General features: G+C 38.2%; 11 protein-coding genes. 10 read left to right on the top strand and 1 reads right to left on the bottom strand.

The genetic code is table 11. The features are described 5' to 3' along the window. The first annotated feature begins 40 nt into the window (after nucleotides 1-40). The 4 genes from JFV29_RS11560 (at nucleotide 41) to JFV29_RS11545 (ending at nucleotide 5,773) form a co-directional block, all read left to right on the top strand. Nucleotides 41-1,645 (top strand): sigma-54 interaction domain-containing protein, encoded by a 1,605-nt coding sequence (locus JFV29_RS11560; protein WP_201183614.1) that lies wholly within the window; start codon nucleotides 41-43, stop codon nucleotides 1,643-1,645. Between the two features lie 131 nt (nucleotides 1,646-1,776). Continuing rightward, the gene (locus JFV29_RS11555) at nucleotides 1,777-2,928 is read left to right on the top strand and encodes an iron-containing alcohol dehydrogenase (RefSeq protein ID WP_056519944.1); all 1,152 of its coding nucleotides are present in this window, start codon (nucleotides 1,777-1,779) and stop codon (nucleotides 2,926-2,928) included. A gap of 14 nt (nucleotides 2,929-2,942) precedes the next feature. Beyond that, entirely contained in the window at nucleotides 2,943-4,337 is a 1,395-nt protein-coding gene (locus JFV29_RS11550; RefSeq protein WP_201183612.1) for a hypothetical protein, read from the top strand. Continuing rightward, nucleotides 4,334-5,773, top strand: a complete 1,440-nt coding sequence (locus JFV29_RS11545; RefSeq protein WP_201183610.1) for an NAD-dependent succinate-semialdehyde dehydrogenase — start codon at nucleotides 4,334-4,336, stop codon at nucleotides 5,771-5,773. The genes JFV29_RS11550 and JFV29_RS11545 overlap by 4 nt, the downstream gene beginning before the upstream one ends. Before the next feature lie 200 nt (nucleotides 5,774-5,973). Here the strand turns inward: JFV29_RS11545 and JFV29_RS11540 are convergent, their stop codons facing one another. Continuing rightward, a complete protein-coding gene (locus tag JFV29_RS11540) occupies nucleotides 5,974-6,921 on the bottom strand; it encodes an IS110 family transposase (protein ID WP_201183608.1) in 948 nt (315 codons plus the stop codon). Between the two features lie 247 nt (nucleotides 6,922-7,168). Here JFV29_RS11540 and JFV29_RS11535 point away from each other — a divergent pair, with 247 nt between their 5' ends. The 6 genes from JFV29_RS11535 to sda all read left to right on the top strand — a co-directional run bounded on the left by JFV29_RS11535 (nucleotide 7,169) and on the right by sda (nucleotide 14,183). Beyond that, entirely contained in the window at nucleotides 7,169-7,873 is a 705-nt protein-coding gene (locus JFV29_RS11535) for a DUF3991 and TOPRIM domain-containing protein (RefSeq protein ID WP_201183606.1), read from the top strand. Nucleotides 7,874-9,187: 1,314 nt separating this feature from the next. Next, nucleotides 9,188-9,829: a TetR/AcrR family transcriptional regulator gene (locus JFV29_RS11530; RefSeq protein WP_201183603.1), complete on the top strand. Its 642-nt coding sequence runs from the start codon at nucleotides 9,188-9,190 to the stop codon at nucleotides 9,827-9,829. A 12-nt stretch (nucleotides 9,830-9,841) separates the two neighbouring features. Beyond that, nucleotides 9,842-11,176 (top strand): cytosine permease, encoded by a 1,335-nt coding sequence (locus JFV29_RS11525; protein WP_201183601.1) that lies wholly within the window; start codon nucleotides 9,842-9,844, stop codon nucleotides 11,174-11,176. Beyond that, nucleotides 11,173-12,261: a DUF917 domain-containing protein gene (locus JFV29_RS11520; RefSeq protein ID WP_201183600.1), complete on the top strand. Its 1,089-nt coding sequence runs from the start codon at nucleotides 11,173-11,175 to the stop codon at nucleotides 12,259-12,261. The genes JFV29_RS11525 and JFV29_RS11520 overlap by 4 nt, the downstream gene beginning before the upstream one ends. Then, complete coding sequence (locus JFV29_RS11515) at nucleotides 12,261-13,826, top strand: ROK family protein (protein ID WP_201183598.1); 1,566 nt, start codon at nucleotides 12,261-12,263, stop codon at nucleotides 13,824-13,826. The genes JFV29_RS11520 and JFV29_RS11515 overlap by 1 nt, the downstream gene beginning before the upstream one ends. 225 nt (nucleotides 13,827-14,051) lie before the next feature. Further along, nucleotides 14,052-14,183: a sporulation histidine kinase inhibitor Sda gene (gene sda / locus JFV29_RS11510; protein WP_201183596.1), complete on the top strand. Its 132-nt coding sequence runs from the start codon at nucleotides 14,052-14,054 to the stop codon at nucleotides 14,181-14,183. The last annotated feature ends 27 nt before the right edge of the window (nucleotides 14,184-14,210 follow it).

Here is a 14,210-nt window from a genome sequence, read left to right as displayed (position 1 = left end):
TCAAAGAACCAGCTAAGGATTGGGGTAGGAGTGAATATTGATGACTAAGTTTTATTCAGATATGACAGTAGAGGAAGCAATCTCATGTTTCCCCATCGGAAAAAATGAAGTAGAAGTTTTGGACGATTCAGAGGATTTTATCGGCTTTCTGACGATAGAAGCGTTATCTGTGGCAGTGCAGCAGAGTGATTTAACGAAGCCTATTTCTCATTTTATTACAGTGAATGCACCGCTACAAAATTTACGGAATTATTCTATACCTTATGAACAATTTCAAGCATTTTTTGAGAGTGATTTATGTAGAGTTGTGTTTAATGCCCTGTATGATGGCGTGTATATCACAGATGGTGAAGGAACGACATTATTTATCAATCAAGCTTATCAGCGTATAACTGGTATAAGAGAAGAGGAGATTATCGGAAAACCCATGAGTTATTTAATTGAGCAGGGTATGATTTCCGTTTCTGCCTCATTGGATTCTATTCGAACGAAGAATCAAGTTACGTTGACACAAAGAATTCGAAACGGAAGAAAGATTATCGTATCGGCCACACCAATTCTTTCGCCACAGAATAAAGTCATATTTGTCATAAATAGTGTTAGGGATATTACTGAATTAATCAGAATGAAGTACACGATTGACAGTCAAAAGTTATCTTTTCAACCAATTACTCAATTATCACCTGACTCGGAACAGGTGAATTTACAGGATATAATCATTGGGCCTTCTACTACACCTTTATTCAAACTGGCTGATAAGGTAGCTAAAACGGATGCGAAGATCTTGTTACAGGGGGAAACTGGAGTAGGAAAAAGCTTAATTGCTAAGTACATTCATTCCAAAAGCTCTAGGAAGGAAAATATTTTCCTTGAATTAAATTGCGGAGCCCTTCCTGCGAACTTGGTGGAATCTGAACTTTTTGGATATGAACCGGGAGCATTTACCGGATCCCTGAAAAATGGCAAAATGGGGATTTTTGAGAAAGTAAATGGTGGTACTTTATTTTTAGACGAAATTGGGGATTTACCTTTAGAGTTACAGGTTAAACTTTTAAAAGTGGTGGAAGAAAACAAGTTTATGAGAGTAGGTTCTACCGAAATGAAGGAGGTGGATGTTAGGTTAATTACAGCCACTCATCGGGATCTTGCCTCACTCGTTCAAGAAGGATCTTTTCGTGAAGATCTATATTACCGGCTTAATATTGTATCTTTTGAAGTGCCGCCTTTACGCCATCGAAAGGAAGAAACGGTCCCACTTTTAGAAATGTATCTGAAAAAATTCAATGAAAAATATGATGAAAAGAAAAAGATGACACCGGAATGCTATGAATGGTTAACCAATTATTCGTGGCCAGGTAATATACGTGAGCTTGCGAATCTTGCAGAGCGACTGGTCGTTACGACTTATGAAGATACGATTGATTTGTCTAATTTACCATCTTTCATACAGCCGGTCGTATCACGGAAATCTACATCCCATTCCCTGAAGGAAGCCGTTTCTGAACTGGAGCGTTCCTTAATCTTGAATGCGATGAAAAAATACGGGACAACAAGGGCGGCTGCCATCTCTTTGGAAATCAGTCAAAGTGCTTTGGTGCAAAAAATGAAAAAATTTCACATTCGATTAGAAAACGAATCAAATTAGTTTTTTTGATTTGATTTCTAATCGTTTTTAGTTGGTTACCAATGAAAAAATAGGTTATTTCCCTAATAAATAAAGCGTTTTCACTTTGGCATGATTCTTGCATTAGTAAAAAGATGAAAGGGGAGATAACCATGAATATTTCTATTTTTTCAATGGCTAATAAATTAGTGACAGGAGCAGATTCTTTACAACAGCTGACTGAAGAGGTTACGCGATTAGGGATGAAGAATCCATTGATTGTTACAGATAAAGTTTTACTGAATGCTGGAGTTGTGCAAAAGGTTGAGGATTTACTTTCATCAACATACGGTATTTTTTCGGATGTAAATCCTGAACCAGAAATTGAAATCGTCGAGCAATGTGTACGGGCTATCAGGAATGGAGATCATGATGGGTTGATTGCGGTAGGCGGAGGAAGTGTGATAGATATTGCGAAAGCATCTTCCGTGATGGCTACGAATTCGGGTAGCATCGAGACCTACTTTGGTACGAACTTGATTGAAGTTCCAGGAATTCCTTTAATAGCTATACCGACGACGGCTGGCACTGGGTCTGAAGTGACGAATATTTCGATTCTATCTGACACAAAAGAGCAGGTTAAGAAGGGGATTGTTAGTTCGTATCTATTACCGGATGTCGCGATTGTATCACCCGTAATGACGCTGACTTGCCCGCCAAGTGTGACGGCTGCGAGTGGAGTAGATGCACTTGTTCATGCAGTCGAGGCTTATATTTCTAAATTTGCGTCACCTGTGACAGATGCCTTGGCAATTGGAGCTATGAAGTTGATTGCTAAAAATTTACCAAAGGCTTATGCTGCGCCAGATCATCTAGAAGCACGGGAAGCCATGATCACTGGAAGCCTAATGGCCGGACTAGCTTTTGGAAATGCCGGTGTTGGAGCTGTACATGCCTTAGCTTACCCGCTTGGAGGTCGCTTCCATTTATCACATGGAGTCAGCAATTCATTATTATTGCCATTTGTCATGAAATGGAATAAGATTGCATGTTTGGAAAGATTCCGTGACATTGCTGAAGCACTTGGAGAGAAAGTCAATCATTTAAATGATGATGAGGCAGCAGATAAAGCCATAGAAGCCATGACTAGAATATGTCGTTACGTGGATATACCTGAGTCACTTCGTGAATTTGATATTCCTGAATCTTCCTTAAGTGAAATGGCTGCTGAAGCCATCAAACAAGTCCGTTTACTAAGGAATAATCCTCGTGCATTAAACGTTCGTGATATCGAAAAAATATACCGTTCTGCCTATGGCATTTAAGTGGAGGAAACAATATGAAATGGAAAAACCGTCCTTACGGAGAAGAGACAACGTATATACCTGCGGGACCTTTAAAAATTAGACTGCCATTTGTTCATTATCGTTTTGAGTGGCCTGACTATGTTCAAGGTTTATTAATGTGTGCCGTGGATCTTGGAGCGATTACACTACTTGCCGATCATCTGGGTATGCCTTTTGATGTGGCACTAGCCGTTGTTGTCTTAAATGGATTATTGTATTTACTTCATCATTTACTCGGGGACCCAGTTATACCAGGTTGGATTACGCCAGCCGTTCCGCTGCTTGTATTGTTCGTCGGGCAATTTCCAGAAGGACCTGATAGGGTTTATGCTCTCGTTGCTTTTCAGTTAACATTAGGTATTTTATCCATATTCCTCGGAGTGACTGGACTGGCGAGTAAGGTCGTTCAATTAGTACCGAATGCGATTAAATCAGGCATTATTTTAGGAGCAGGAATTGGTGCTGTCGTTTCTATTTTTGAAGTCGGCGGGAAGTTTGACTTATTTCCTTATACAATTAGTATTTGTATCGGGTTTGCTTTTTACTTACTTTTTTCGAAAGGTTTCGGAAAGCTTAAAACAAGAAATAAAGTTTGGACATTTATTGGTAATTTAGGGATTTTACCTTCTATCTTACTTGCTGTCTTTGTAGCTCCAATTTTTGGAGAAGCAAAATGGCCTAATATTCAATGGGGATTTAGTAGTCCAGATTTTGCTACGCTTTGGTCAGATTATACTGTTTTTGGTTTAGGTTTTCCGGCCGTGACCTTCTTTTTAAGTGCGATTCCAGCTGTTTTTGCTACCTATTTAGTTGTATTTGGGGATGTGCTGAAAACAAAAGCGCTGCTTTCTGAATCCGATGAGGTCCGGAAAGATGAAAAAGTGGATTATAATCCAAACCGAGCTCATTTAATTTTTGGTGGCCGAAATGTGATCATGAGTTTTATAGGGCCTGATATTACGATGTGTGGTCCGTTGTGGGCAGCCATGCAGGTCGTTGTTGTGGAACGGTTTAAGAATGGCAAGAAAGCCATGAATTCTTTCTTTGGCGGTATTGGCTCCTTTCGTTGGGGTACGAATACAGGGTTATTCTTATTGCCGATTGTCAGCTTAGTAGAACCCATTCTCAGTGTTGCTTTGGCTTTAACGCTTTTGGTTCAAGGATATGTTAGTGTACGCGTCGGTGTAATGCAGTCGAAGAGCCAACGAGACTTGGGAATTGCAGGGGTTGTTGCTGCCATTCTCGTTATAAAAGGTGCTGGAATGGCATTTGCGGCTGGAATTCTGTTATGTATCCTTATATATGGCAAGGACTTTTTCAAAGGGGAAAATGATAAGACGTTTACAGAGCATGGAGAAGAAGAGGTAAAGGAGATTAAAGCAGGATGAAAAAGGTAGTAGAGAAATGGCCTATATATATAAACGGTGAAACCATTCAAACAGAACGTCACTTTGTAGTAGAAAATCCAGCAACATTGGAGCCTGTGGGCTATGTTCCGGACGCTACGGAAAAAGAGGCAAAGGCTGCTGTTGATGCAGCTCAAGGAGCTTTTCTTATTTGGTCGAAAACAAGTGCCTATCAACGGGCGGAACTACTTGAAAAGTGGTACACAATTATTGAAAGCAGGCTAGATGAAATCGCCACCATCATGACATTAGAACAAGGGAAGCCATTGACCGAAGCGAAAGGTGAAATGAAATATGCTTCAAGCTTTGTGAAATGGTATGCGGAAGAAGCAAAGCGTAACTATGGGGAAACCATTCCAGCCTCCGTTGCTTCAAAGCGCATTTTTGTGCAAAAGCAGGCGGTCGGTGTCGTTGCTGCTATTACGCCATGGAATTTCCCTGCTGCCATGATCACGAGGAAAGTGGCGCCAGCCCTTGCAGCGGGATGTACCGTTGTCATCAAACCCGCAGAACAAACGCCGTTGACCGCGTTGCTATTAGCTGAGTGTGCCCATGAAGCAGGTATTCCTGCTGGTGTAATAAATGTTGTGACCACACAAAACCCGGGTGCTGTGTCTGACGTTTGGATGAATGATTCGCGTGTCAAAAAAATAACCTTTACTGGGTCCACACCTGTAGGGAAGCATCTAATGAAGAAGGCGGCAGAAACGGTTAAAAAAGTTTCACTTGAACTCGGTGGCTTGGCTCCGTTTATCATTGCTGAAGATGCGAATATTGAAGACGCCGTAAAAGGCGTGATTCAATCGAAATTTAGAAATGCTGGACAAACATGTATCTGTGCGAATCGTATTTTCGTACATGAGACTATTGAAAAGCCTTTTTTACAAGCTTTTGAAGAAGCTGTTTTATCTTTGAAGGTGGGAAATGGACTGGATGGAGTAGATCTTGGACCACTGATTGATGGGGATGCCGTCAAAAAAGTCCAGCTTCAATTAGAGGATGCTAGGAGTAAAGGAGCTGTCATTCATAAGACGTCCAAAATGAATAATGAACAAGGGCATTTTGTCGCACCTGTCATTCTTTCCAATGTAACGGATGATATGCTTTGTATGCAGGAAGAAACATTTGGCCCACTTGCACCAGTCAGTACATTTACAACTGACCAGGAAGCGATAGAGCGAGCTAATAACATAAATTTTGGCTTGGCGGCTTATGTTTATACGGAGTCATTAAATAATGCAGTTACCTATTCGGATGGCCTTGAGTATGGGATTGTTGGAATTAATGACAGCGCCCCTTCCACGGCCCAAGCGCCATTTGGCGGTATGAAGGAAAGTGGCCTAGGTAGAGAAGGCGGCCATCATGGTATGGATGAATTTTTAGAAGTTAAGTATGTATCTCTGCAGCTTAGGAACTAAATAAATAGATAGATAGTAGAAAGCCAGACTCTCCGAAACTTTGAGGGTCTGGCTTTTTTTGCAAGTGGCTTGTTACTTCCTATGAGCAGAAGCGATTCGTCCCTTCATTTTTCCCTGCCGTTTGGTAATCCTTTTTCGATGTGAAGCAATTCGATTATTTTGCCTTGATGTCGCTAGTACGCACTCTACAGCCATCGTTTTCAAAGCTTTGTTACCTTGTGTGGTTTTACTCGTTTTTTTTTACCAGCACTTTCGTAATTTCCGGGACTCACACCAGCCCAAGAGGCAAGATGTTTAGCCGACTTAAATACGGACATATCAACGCCCATCTCTGCAATAAAAGTAGCTGCGGCAGCTTTGTTCACACCAGGTATACCATCCAATAATTCTACTTCCTTACGATAGGGGGACAGGAGTTGATCGATTTGTTTTTCCAATTCTTCTATGGCTTTTTCTAAATAACTCATATGCTCCCAATGGTAACGCAACATATCACGGTGATGACGGCGAATACGACCATTCATTGCATTTGCAATGTCAGTAATACTTGCTTTTGTTCGCCAATCCACCATTTTTCGAAGACCATCGGTCTCTATTTTTTCACCGTTTAGAATCGCTTCAAGGATACGGCGTCCCGATACACCAAAAATGTCTGATAATACGGATGTTAGCTTGATATTAGCATCTTGAAGAATTTTGTGAATGCGATTCTGCTCTGAAGTGCGATGATGAATCAATTTTTTTCGATAACGAGTAAGATCTCGTAAATCACGAATATCCTCCGGTGGAACAAAATTACTTTCAATAAGTCCACATCTTAGAAGCTTGGCAAGCCATTCGGCATCTTTCACATCAGTTTTACGCCCTGGAACATTTTTGACATGTCTGGCATTGGCAAGAACAAGGTGAAAAGAACCCTCAAGTATATTCCATATTGGTTTCCAATAGACTCCGGTGCTTTCCATCACAATATCGGATACCTGAAGGGTAGCTAGCCAATCACTTAAAGCCAAGAGTCCCGTTGTTGTAGTTGGAAACGTTTCAATAGAGGTTTTTGGCTTTTTATTTAATGGACCAAATAATACACAGGCTACTACTGTTTCTTGGTGTACATCTAGGCCAGCACACCGTTCAATCATTGCTTCCATAGGAGAATCACCTCAATAAAAGATTAACAATACATATGACAGGAGATTTGTTACAAAAATTTTTGTATACGTACTTGTAGTACACTAAATGGTTCTTCAATACTGTCACAACCAGTTTCTTATACAGGGTATCTTCCTTAAGATCCACCAAAAAAAGTTCAGCCTGGTTGTATTGTTATCATCCATTATTGTCAAGGGTTTAATGGGTTAGACTTTATTTTGGGTAAAGAGCAGGTTTTCGTGGTAGATGGTGGCGGCGAGGAGCGCCGCCATAGGAGTTTCTTATGAATATTCGCCTGAAAAAGAAGTTGATAAATTTGAAAAAGCTAGAGATTACTTAATAAACGAAAGGAAAATTGATGCTGAAATAGTAGATGGCCTACATGAAAAAGGGGTAATAAAACAAGACAAATATAATAACGTACTTTTTCTTTGGAAAGATTACGAAAATATAATGGGTTGCAGCGAACAAGGGACCATTAATTCGGGAAAATTCAAAAGAGGAACCTGGAAGTCTGTTCAAAAAAATTCAACAGCCAATTATGGGTTCAATGTGAAATATGGAGAACCAAAACACTTAAAATTTTATGAATCATCTATTGATCTACTTAGTCATGCTACCTTAAATAAAAAAGAACTAAAAGATACATGGTTAATCAGCATGGAAGGTTTGAAGCATAATACTGTTTATAATTATGTTTTAAAAGCAAAAGAACAATTAAAGGATACACCAGAGAGTGTTTCACTTTGTGTTGATAATGACAAGGGTGGAAAAGCCTTTGTTGAAAAGTTAAGTATGTTGGAAGTTAAAAGAAAGGATGATACCTCGTATTCGATGCAACAAGAATTGCCGACAAAAGGCAAGGATTGGAACGAACAATTAAAATTAACAGTAAAGAATCGAGAAGAAGCAAAAAAGCGAACACTTCAACATAAGCAATTAGAACGGTAATTTTGTTGACCTTTTTTGAGTTAAATTATGCAGAAACAAAGGTAGTTAAACTAAATGTTGATTTGAGCTATAAATTAAAACTGTATGTAGCAAAAAAAGAAAAGGGCATTACCATAACAGATCTTGTAAATGAAGCAGTTACACAGTATATAAAAATAGTGATATAGAAAAAACTATTAATGACTAATAAAAGATGGATTGCTCTAGGACCGAAGATTAATAACAATTTATGACTGTTAATATTAATTGACGCCAGGAGTTTCAGAATCAATTTATAAAAAGCAGAACAAGAGATTACTCTTGTTCTGCTTTTTTAATTATAACAAAGTAACATATTTATACATATAAAAGTAACGCTGTAGATTTTATGGAATTAACAATTAATGACTACATTCAACTAACTCTATTTGACAGTATTGTTGAATGTATTAAATTCGATGAGTTGGAAGCAAATATCAAAATTTATAATAAAATGGGATATTGTAATGTTCTAGAATTTAGGGAATAATCCTGGTCTGTTCTTGTTTATCAAAAATTATTTTTTCCGAAGCGTCTAATCAATTAAAAGAACATCTAATGAATAAAGAACCTATAACACCTAGATTAAATCTATATCTATCATTTCGCACAGATCATATTGTGGAGTACTTATAAAAAGGTTTTTACTTTGAAAGTTTGTGTAACAAGTATAATTGTGACAAACAAATTACTATATATTTAGATATAGACCTCGCTAGAATATTTTAATTTAATATATGCACAAAGTGATTGTTTGTAGATACCATTAACGGCCGCCGTGTCCACCAACAAAATTAGTTCCAACAATGATTAAGAGTATAACAAAACGATTATAAAGGCAAAACCTCCACCAAATCCAATACCGTCGTCACACCTTGATTCACAACCTGACATACAGAAACCTCTCCTTATTTGTTTTTAAGGAGGAAATTAATTAAATGGGTTATATCACCTTATGCTCTAATTAGGAAAATGACACAATAGTCTCCATGGCATGTGGCGGTACCCCTATTTTAAGTCCCATTCAAGAGCTATCATTAATACTCTCACACTAGAAAAATCAGTTCAATCATGTGGCTCTAGGATTCAAACCACTTTTTGAGTGGAACACAATAGAATTAGTCCTCATTCGTTATTGGTTTTTTCAAAAGAAAACGACCGACAGCCGATATTTCATATGTGTTCTTCAACTGAACTTCACTAGTTATTTGAAAGAATTTTCAGAATTTATCTATTGTGTTTTATCAGAATAGTTAGTATTATTATACCTAACTAAATTAGTTAGGTGGTATGTTGATGACGAAAAATAAAATTAAAGAAGTTGCTTACAAGCAATTAGCTGAGAAAGGCTATGAGCGTGCAACTCTTTCAAGCATTGCTAAAGAGGTGGGGATTAAAACACCGTCCATTTATGCTTTTTATAAAAGTAAAGAAGATCTATTTATGGCTGTATATAAAGATCTGTTGCAAGATAATCACCGTCACATAAAAAGTTCAATGGACAATTTAACAAATGGAACGGTAAAAGAAAAGCTCTATCAAATATTAGAAGCGATATGTCATTATCATTTAAGTCAACCTGAGAAAACGGCAGCCTATATGAAATTTACCTTTTTCCTTCCTCCGACTTTAAACGATGAAGTAAAAGAAACGTTTAGCGAGATGGAAGAGGTTCTTGGTGAGATGCTTGAAAGTATCTTTTCTGAGGGAATTAGGCAGGGGGTGTTAAAAAATCAACCTATTGATGATTTAATTGCCTCCTTTCTATGTTTAATGGATGGAATCTTTTTGGAATTGCTCTATTATCATCACCAGGAAAACAAATTTAAAAGACGGGTAGAGCAAACTTGGAGCATTTATTGGAATGGAATTTATAACGATCATGAAAAAGCAGCTTACTCTGATGAACAAAGTAAAAAAAATTGTGACAATAAATAGGGGGCTGCGTCTATGAAAGAGGAAAAAGTTATTTCAGATTTTGCACGAGAGGCCGTACCAAAGGAATTGCGAAGATCATGGTTTTCGATGTTTTCGGTATTAGTCGCTATCGGGGTCGACTTATCTGCGGTTATGTTAGGGGCGGAATTAGCGAATGGGATGCCGTTAAATCAAGCAATTTTATCGGTTTGTGTCGGATCGCTCATTCTTGCCATTTTATGTACGATTTGTGCGATTGTCGGAGCTTCCACCAATCTTTCTACATCAATGATTACAAAGTATGTATTTGGAAAATATGGTGCTCAAGTGTTTTCTGTTGTCCTCGGAATATCTTTACTTGGGTGGTTTGGGGTACAGGTGGGCTTTTTTGCTACCAATGCGCACACAGTTTTACAAGACTCCTTTCACTTATCCATCAACGTTAAAGCCCTTTCTTTAATTGGCGGTCTACTGATGATGACGACCGCTATTTTTGGGTACCGGGCTATTGAGAAATTAAGCGTGTGGTCTGTGCCTCTATTATTAGGATTAATGCTGTTCACCTTATTTTTAACGCTGAAAAATTATTCGATACCCGTAAGTATTCCAAAAGCAGGAGGATTTACGTTTGGCAGTGCGATATCGCTTGTAATCAGTATCTTCATTGTAGGAGCAACAGTGCAGCCGGATTATGCTCGTTGGGCAAAAAGTAAAAAGGATGCAATCATTGCCACATTTTTCGGTATTTTTATTGGAAACAGCTTTATGATTATCCTGGCCATTTTAATGTCAAAGGCAATGGGAACTGATGATATGATGAAAATTTTTATCGCGCTTGGATTGGCGATTCCAGGAATACTCGTATTAACGCTCGCACAATGGACGACGAATACGACGAATTTATACTCTTCTTCGCTAAGTTTTTCATTAATTTTCACGAAAATTCCGAAAGAATGGTTAACGATTATTTTAGGAATCATTTCAACGATCCTCGCAGTTCTCGGTATTTATGATCAATTTCTTTCATTTTTAAATATTTTGGCGATTATAATCGCACCGATTGGTGGTATTTATATAGCTGAATATTTTTTTGTAAAAACTGAATTCCAACGCTATGAACAACATTTAGAGGCAAAGACAGTCGTAACTCGTTCGATCCTTGCTTGGGTTGTTGGGATGCTGATTACTTATTTGACAACCGCACAACCGTCAGGATTAGCTTTATTTTCGCTTACAAGCGCCTCTGCTCTTGATGGCTTTTTAACCGGATTTATTGTACAAGCGGTGTTAGGAAAACTATTGAAACAAAAGGATTCGTTTCAACAAGTAACGATTGACAAAAAAGAAAATGAGGAGTTTGGACAATGAGATATATAGATGAACAGACAATTGAAAAAATCGCATTAGGTGCAGCCGTTTTAGGAACAGGCGGCGGTGGAGATCCCTATATTGGGAAATTGATGGCGAAAGAAGCCATTAGAAAATATGGACCTGTGAAGTTAATTTCATTAGATGAATTAGAGGATGATCAGTTGGTAGTTACTGTATCTGGGATGGGTGCCCCAACTGTCGTAATTGAAAAAATACCGTCAGAACATGAAATGACAGCACCGTTGGAAACGTTAGAAAGAGTGCTGGGGAGAAAAGTCGATGTGGTAATGCCAATTGAAATAGGGGGGATCAACTCTTTATTTCCAATTATCGCAGCTGCTAAAAAAGGTTTGCCAATGTTAGATGCGGATGCGATGGGGCGTGCGTTTCCAGAAGCACAAATGGTCACCTTCTATTTGGACGGTTTTGACCCATCACCTGTTACAATGGCTGATGAGAAAGGAAACACGGTCGTGTTGTATCCACAAGGTGGAATGTGGACAGAACGATTAGCACGTGCTCTCACGGTTGAAATGGGCGGAAGCTCATCCGTTTGTGAATATAGTCTGTTTGGAAAGGATGTCAAGACGTCAGTTATTCCTGATACACTTTCTTTGGTTGAACGAATTGGTGAATATTTGTTAGATAATCAAGTGAAAGAACAAGTAAGAATCAATAAAATGTTAGAGGAATTAAATGGATATCATTTGTTTGAAGGGAAAATTGCAGACATTGAACGGAGGCTTAGTGGAGGCTTTACAAGAGGTAGTGCAAAGTTGGAAGGTAGTCGTAATTACCAAGGGAAAACATTTACCATCTTTTTTCAAAACGAGCATTTAGTTGCGAAAGAAGGCGAGCATTTAATATGTTCTACTCCAGATTTGATTGCTGTTTTAGATGCGGAAACGGGTTTCCCGATTACAACAGAACGAATGAAATATGGTGCACGTGTTGTAGTCGTTGCATTTCCTTGCCATGATAAATGGAGAACGCTAAAGGGAATTGAAACAGCAGGACCTCGTTATTTTGGGTACGATTTTGACTATAAACCAGTAGAATTTCTACAGAAGGAGAGAAGATAATGTATCGCTTAGGAGTAGATGTTGGAGGAACTAATACAGATGCAGCTTTACTAGACGAACGTTTACAAGTTATTCATACGGTTAAAGTACCAACTACAAAAGATGTAGAAAGTGGGATCTTTGGTGCCATCGCAAAAGTGGTACAAGAAAGCAGAATAGAGCCTAGTGATATTGGATATGCCATGCTCGGAACAACGCATTGTACGAATGCTATTGTTGAGCGTAAACGTCTAAATAAAGTAGGTGTTATTCGAATTGGGAAGCCTGCTACAACAGCTATCCCTCCGTTTGCAGATTGGCCACAAGATTTAAGAGAAGAAATTGAAGTAGCTTCCACAATTGTTTCTGGTGGCTATGAATTTGATGGAAGATTGATTTCTGAATTAAATAGAGAAGAAGTGTCAAAATTTTGTAAAGAAATACAGGGAAGTGTAGAAAGTATTGCTATTTCGGCTGTGTTTGCGCCTGTAAATAAAGAACAAGAAGAAAATGTTGCGAACTGGGTAAAGGAAGAGCTTGGAGATGTTCCAATTTCTCTCTCTAGTGAAATTGGCAGTATCGGTTTACTAGAACGTGAAAATGCCACTATTTTAAATGCAGCCTTAATGAAAACAGGTCAAACTGTTATTAATGGATTTTCTAAAGCATTAGTTAATCTCAATATTAAAGCGGAAATGTTTTTCAGTCAAAATGATGGAACTTTGATGAGTGCGCCTTATGCGCTTCGTTATCCGATTCTGACCATGGGGTGCGGTCCAACAAACTCTATTCGAGGTTCAGCCCATTTATCAGGAATAAAGGATGCCATTGTACTTGATGTTGGAGGGACAACGAGTGACCTTGGTATATTAACAAGAGGATTTCCAAGACAGTCTTCTTTAGCAGTAACCATTGGTGGTGTATATACTAATTTTAGGATGCCTGATATTTTATCAATTGGGCTGGGCGGTGGAACTCGCATTTTTGGATTAGACGAAAAGTTTACGATTGGACCGGAGAGTGTAGGCTATGAGATTACCAGAAAAGCACTTCTTTTCGGTGGAGATGTATTAACTACTTCAGATGTTGTGACGCGTTTAGGATATGCTTTTGAGGATAAAGCAATGCAGGTTGAACATTTACCAATAGAGTTTTGTAATAATGTATATGAAAAAATGACAGATATGTTAGAGGATGCGATTGATCAAATGAAGACGAGCTCAAAAGAAGTACCACTTATTTTATCAGGTGGTGGAAGCATTATTGTTTCGAGTTCTTTGAAAGGGGTTTCAGAGGTCATTAGGCCAAAACATTTTGAGGCCGCAAATGCAATTGGAGCAGCACTTGGTCAAATTAGTGGTGAAGTTGAAAAGGTTCATAGTTTAGAAGGGATTTCCCGAGAAGATGCTATCCATCATGCTAAAAAGTTAGCTACTGAGGAAGCAATAAAGGCGGGAGCAAACAGTGCCACTATATCGGTAGTTTCTGTAGAAGATATACCACTTTCGTATTTACCTGGAAATGCATTACTAATTAAAGTAAAAGTAGTCGGCGACTTAGTTGGTTCTGGTGTAAAAATTATTTAAAAAAGTCACAGGATATTACCTTTAAGAAAATTAAGAAGGAACTTATAGATACTTATAATTTGAAAGATTGGTATTGTTACTAAAAACCAAAGTACTGAACCACATAAACAACGACGTAATTGAGTAGAAGATTACTTAAAAACGAATTATCCTGATTTTGATGTTAAGGTGCGTGGTAAGGAAAGAATTGAGAGTTCTAAAAAGGAGTTGAAGGGGGGAATAATATTGCTTCAAAAGTTAAGCGATGAATTATTAATTAATACCTACCTTAAAGCAAAAAAATTAGAAATTGATCCCAGTTTTATATCGTTATTAACCAAAGAAATAAATAAAAGATTTCGTTCTGATGTAATATAATCATTAAATTTTCTAGTACTATCTTAG

Source organism: Peribacillus sp. TH16 (assembly GCF_016651095.1).
In the GTDB taxonomy this organism is placed as follows: Bacteria; Bacillota; Bacilli; order Bacillales; family DSM-1321; genus Peribacillus; species Peribacillus butanolivorans.
The sequence above is the reverse complement of the archived record's forward strand: the minus strand, read 5'-3'. Positions and strand labels throughout refer to the sequence as shown.

Bases quoted from the DNA above. Each gene is read 5' to 3' on its own strand.
- JFV29_RS11560 (WP_201183614.1), top strand. From the start codon at position 41: ATGACTAAGTTTTATTCAGATATGACAGTAGAGGAAGCAATCTCATGT.
- JFV29_RS11555 (WP_056519944.1), top strand. From the start codon at position 1,777: ATGAATATTTCTATTTTTTCAATGGCTAATAAATTAGTGACAGGAGCA.
- JFV29_RS11550 (WP_201183612.1), top strand. From the start codon at position 2,943: ATGAAATGGAAAAACCGTCCTTACGGAGAAGAGACAACGTATATACCT.
- JFV29_RS11545 (WP_201183610.1), top strand. From the start codon at position 4,334: ATGAAAAAGGTAGTAGAGAAATGGCCTATATATATAAACGGTGAAACC.
- JFV29_RS11540 (WP_201183608.1), bottom strand. From the start codon at position 6,921: ATGGAAGCAATGATTGAACGGTGTGCTGGCCTAGATGTACACCAAGAA.
- JFV29_RS11535 (WP_201183606.1), top strand. From the start codon at position 7,169: ATGGTGGCGGCGAGGAGCGCCGCCATAGGAGTTTCTTATGAATATTCG.
- JFV29_RS11530 (WP_201183603.1), top strand. From the start codon at position 9,188: ATGACGAAAAATAAAATTAAAGAAGTTGCTTACAAGCAATTAGCTGAG.
- JFV29_RS11525 (WP_201183601.1), top strand. From the start codon at position 9,842: ATGAAAGAGGAAAAAGTTATTTCAGATTTTGCACGAGAGGCCGTACCA.
- JFV29_RS11520 (WP_201183600.1), top strand. From the start codon at position 11,173: ATGAGATATATAGATGAACAGACAATTGAAAAAATCGCATTAGGTGCA.
- JFV29_RS11515 (WP_201183598.1), top strand. From the start codon at position 12,261: ATGTATCGCTTAGGAGTAGATGTTGGAGGAACTAATACAGATGCAGCT.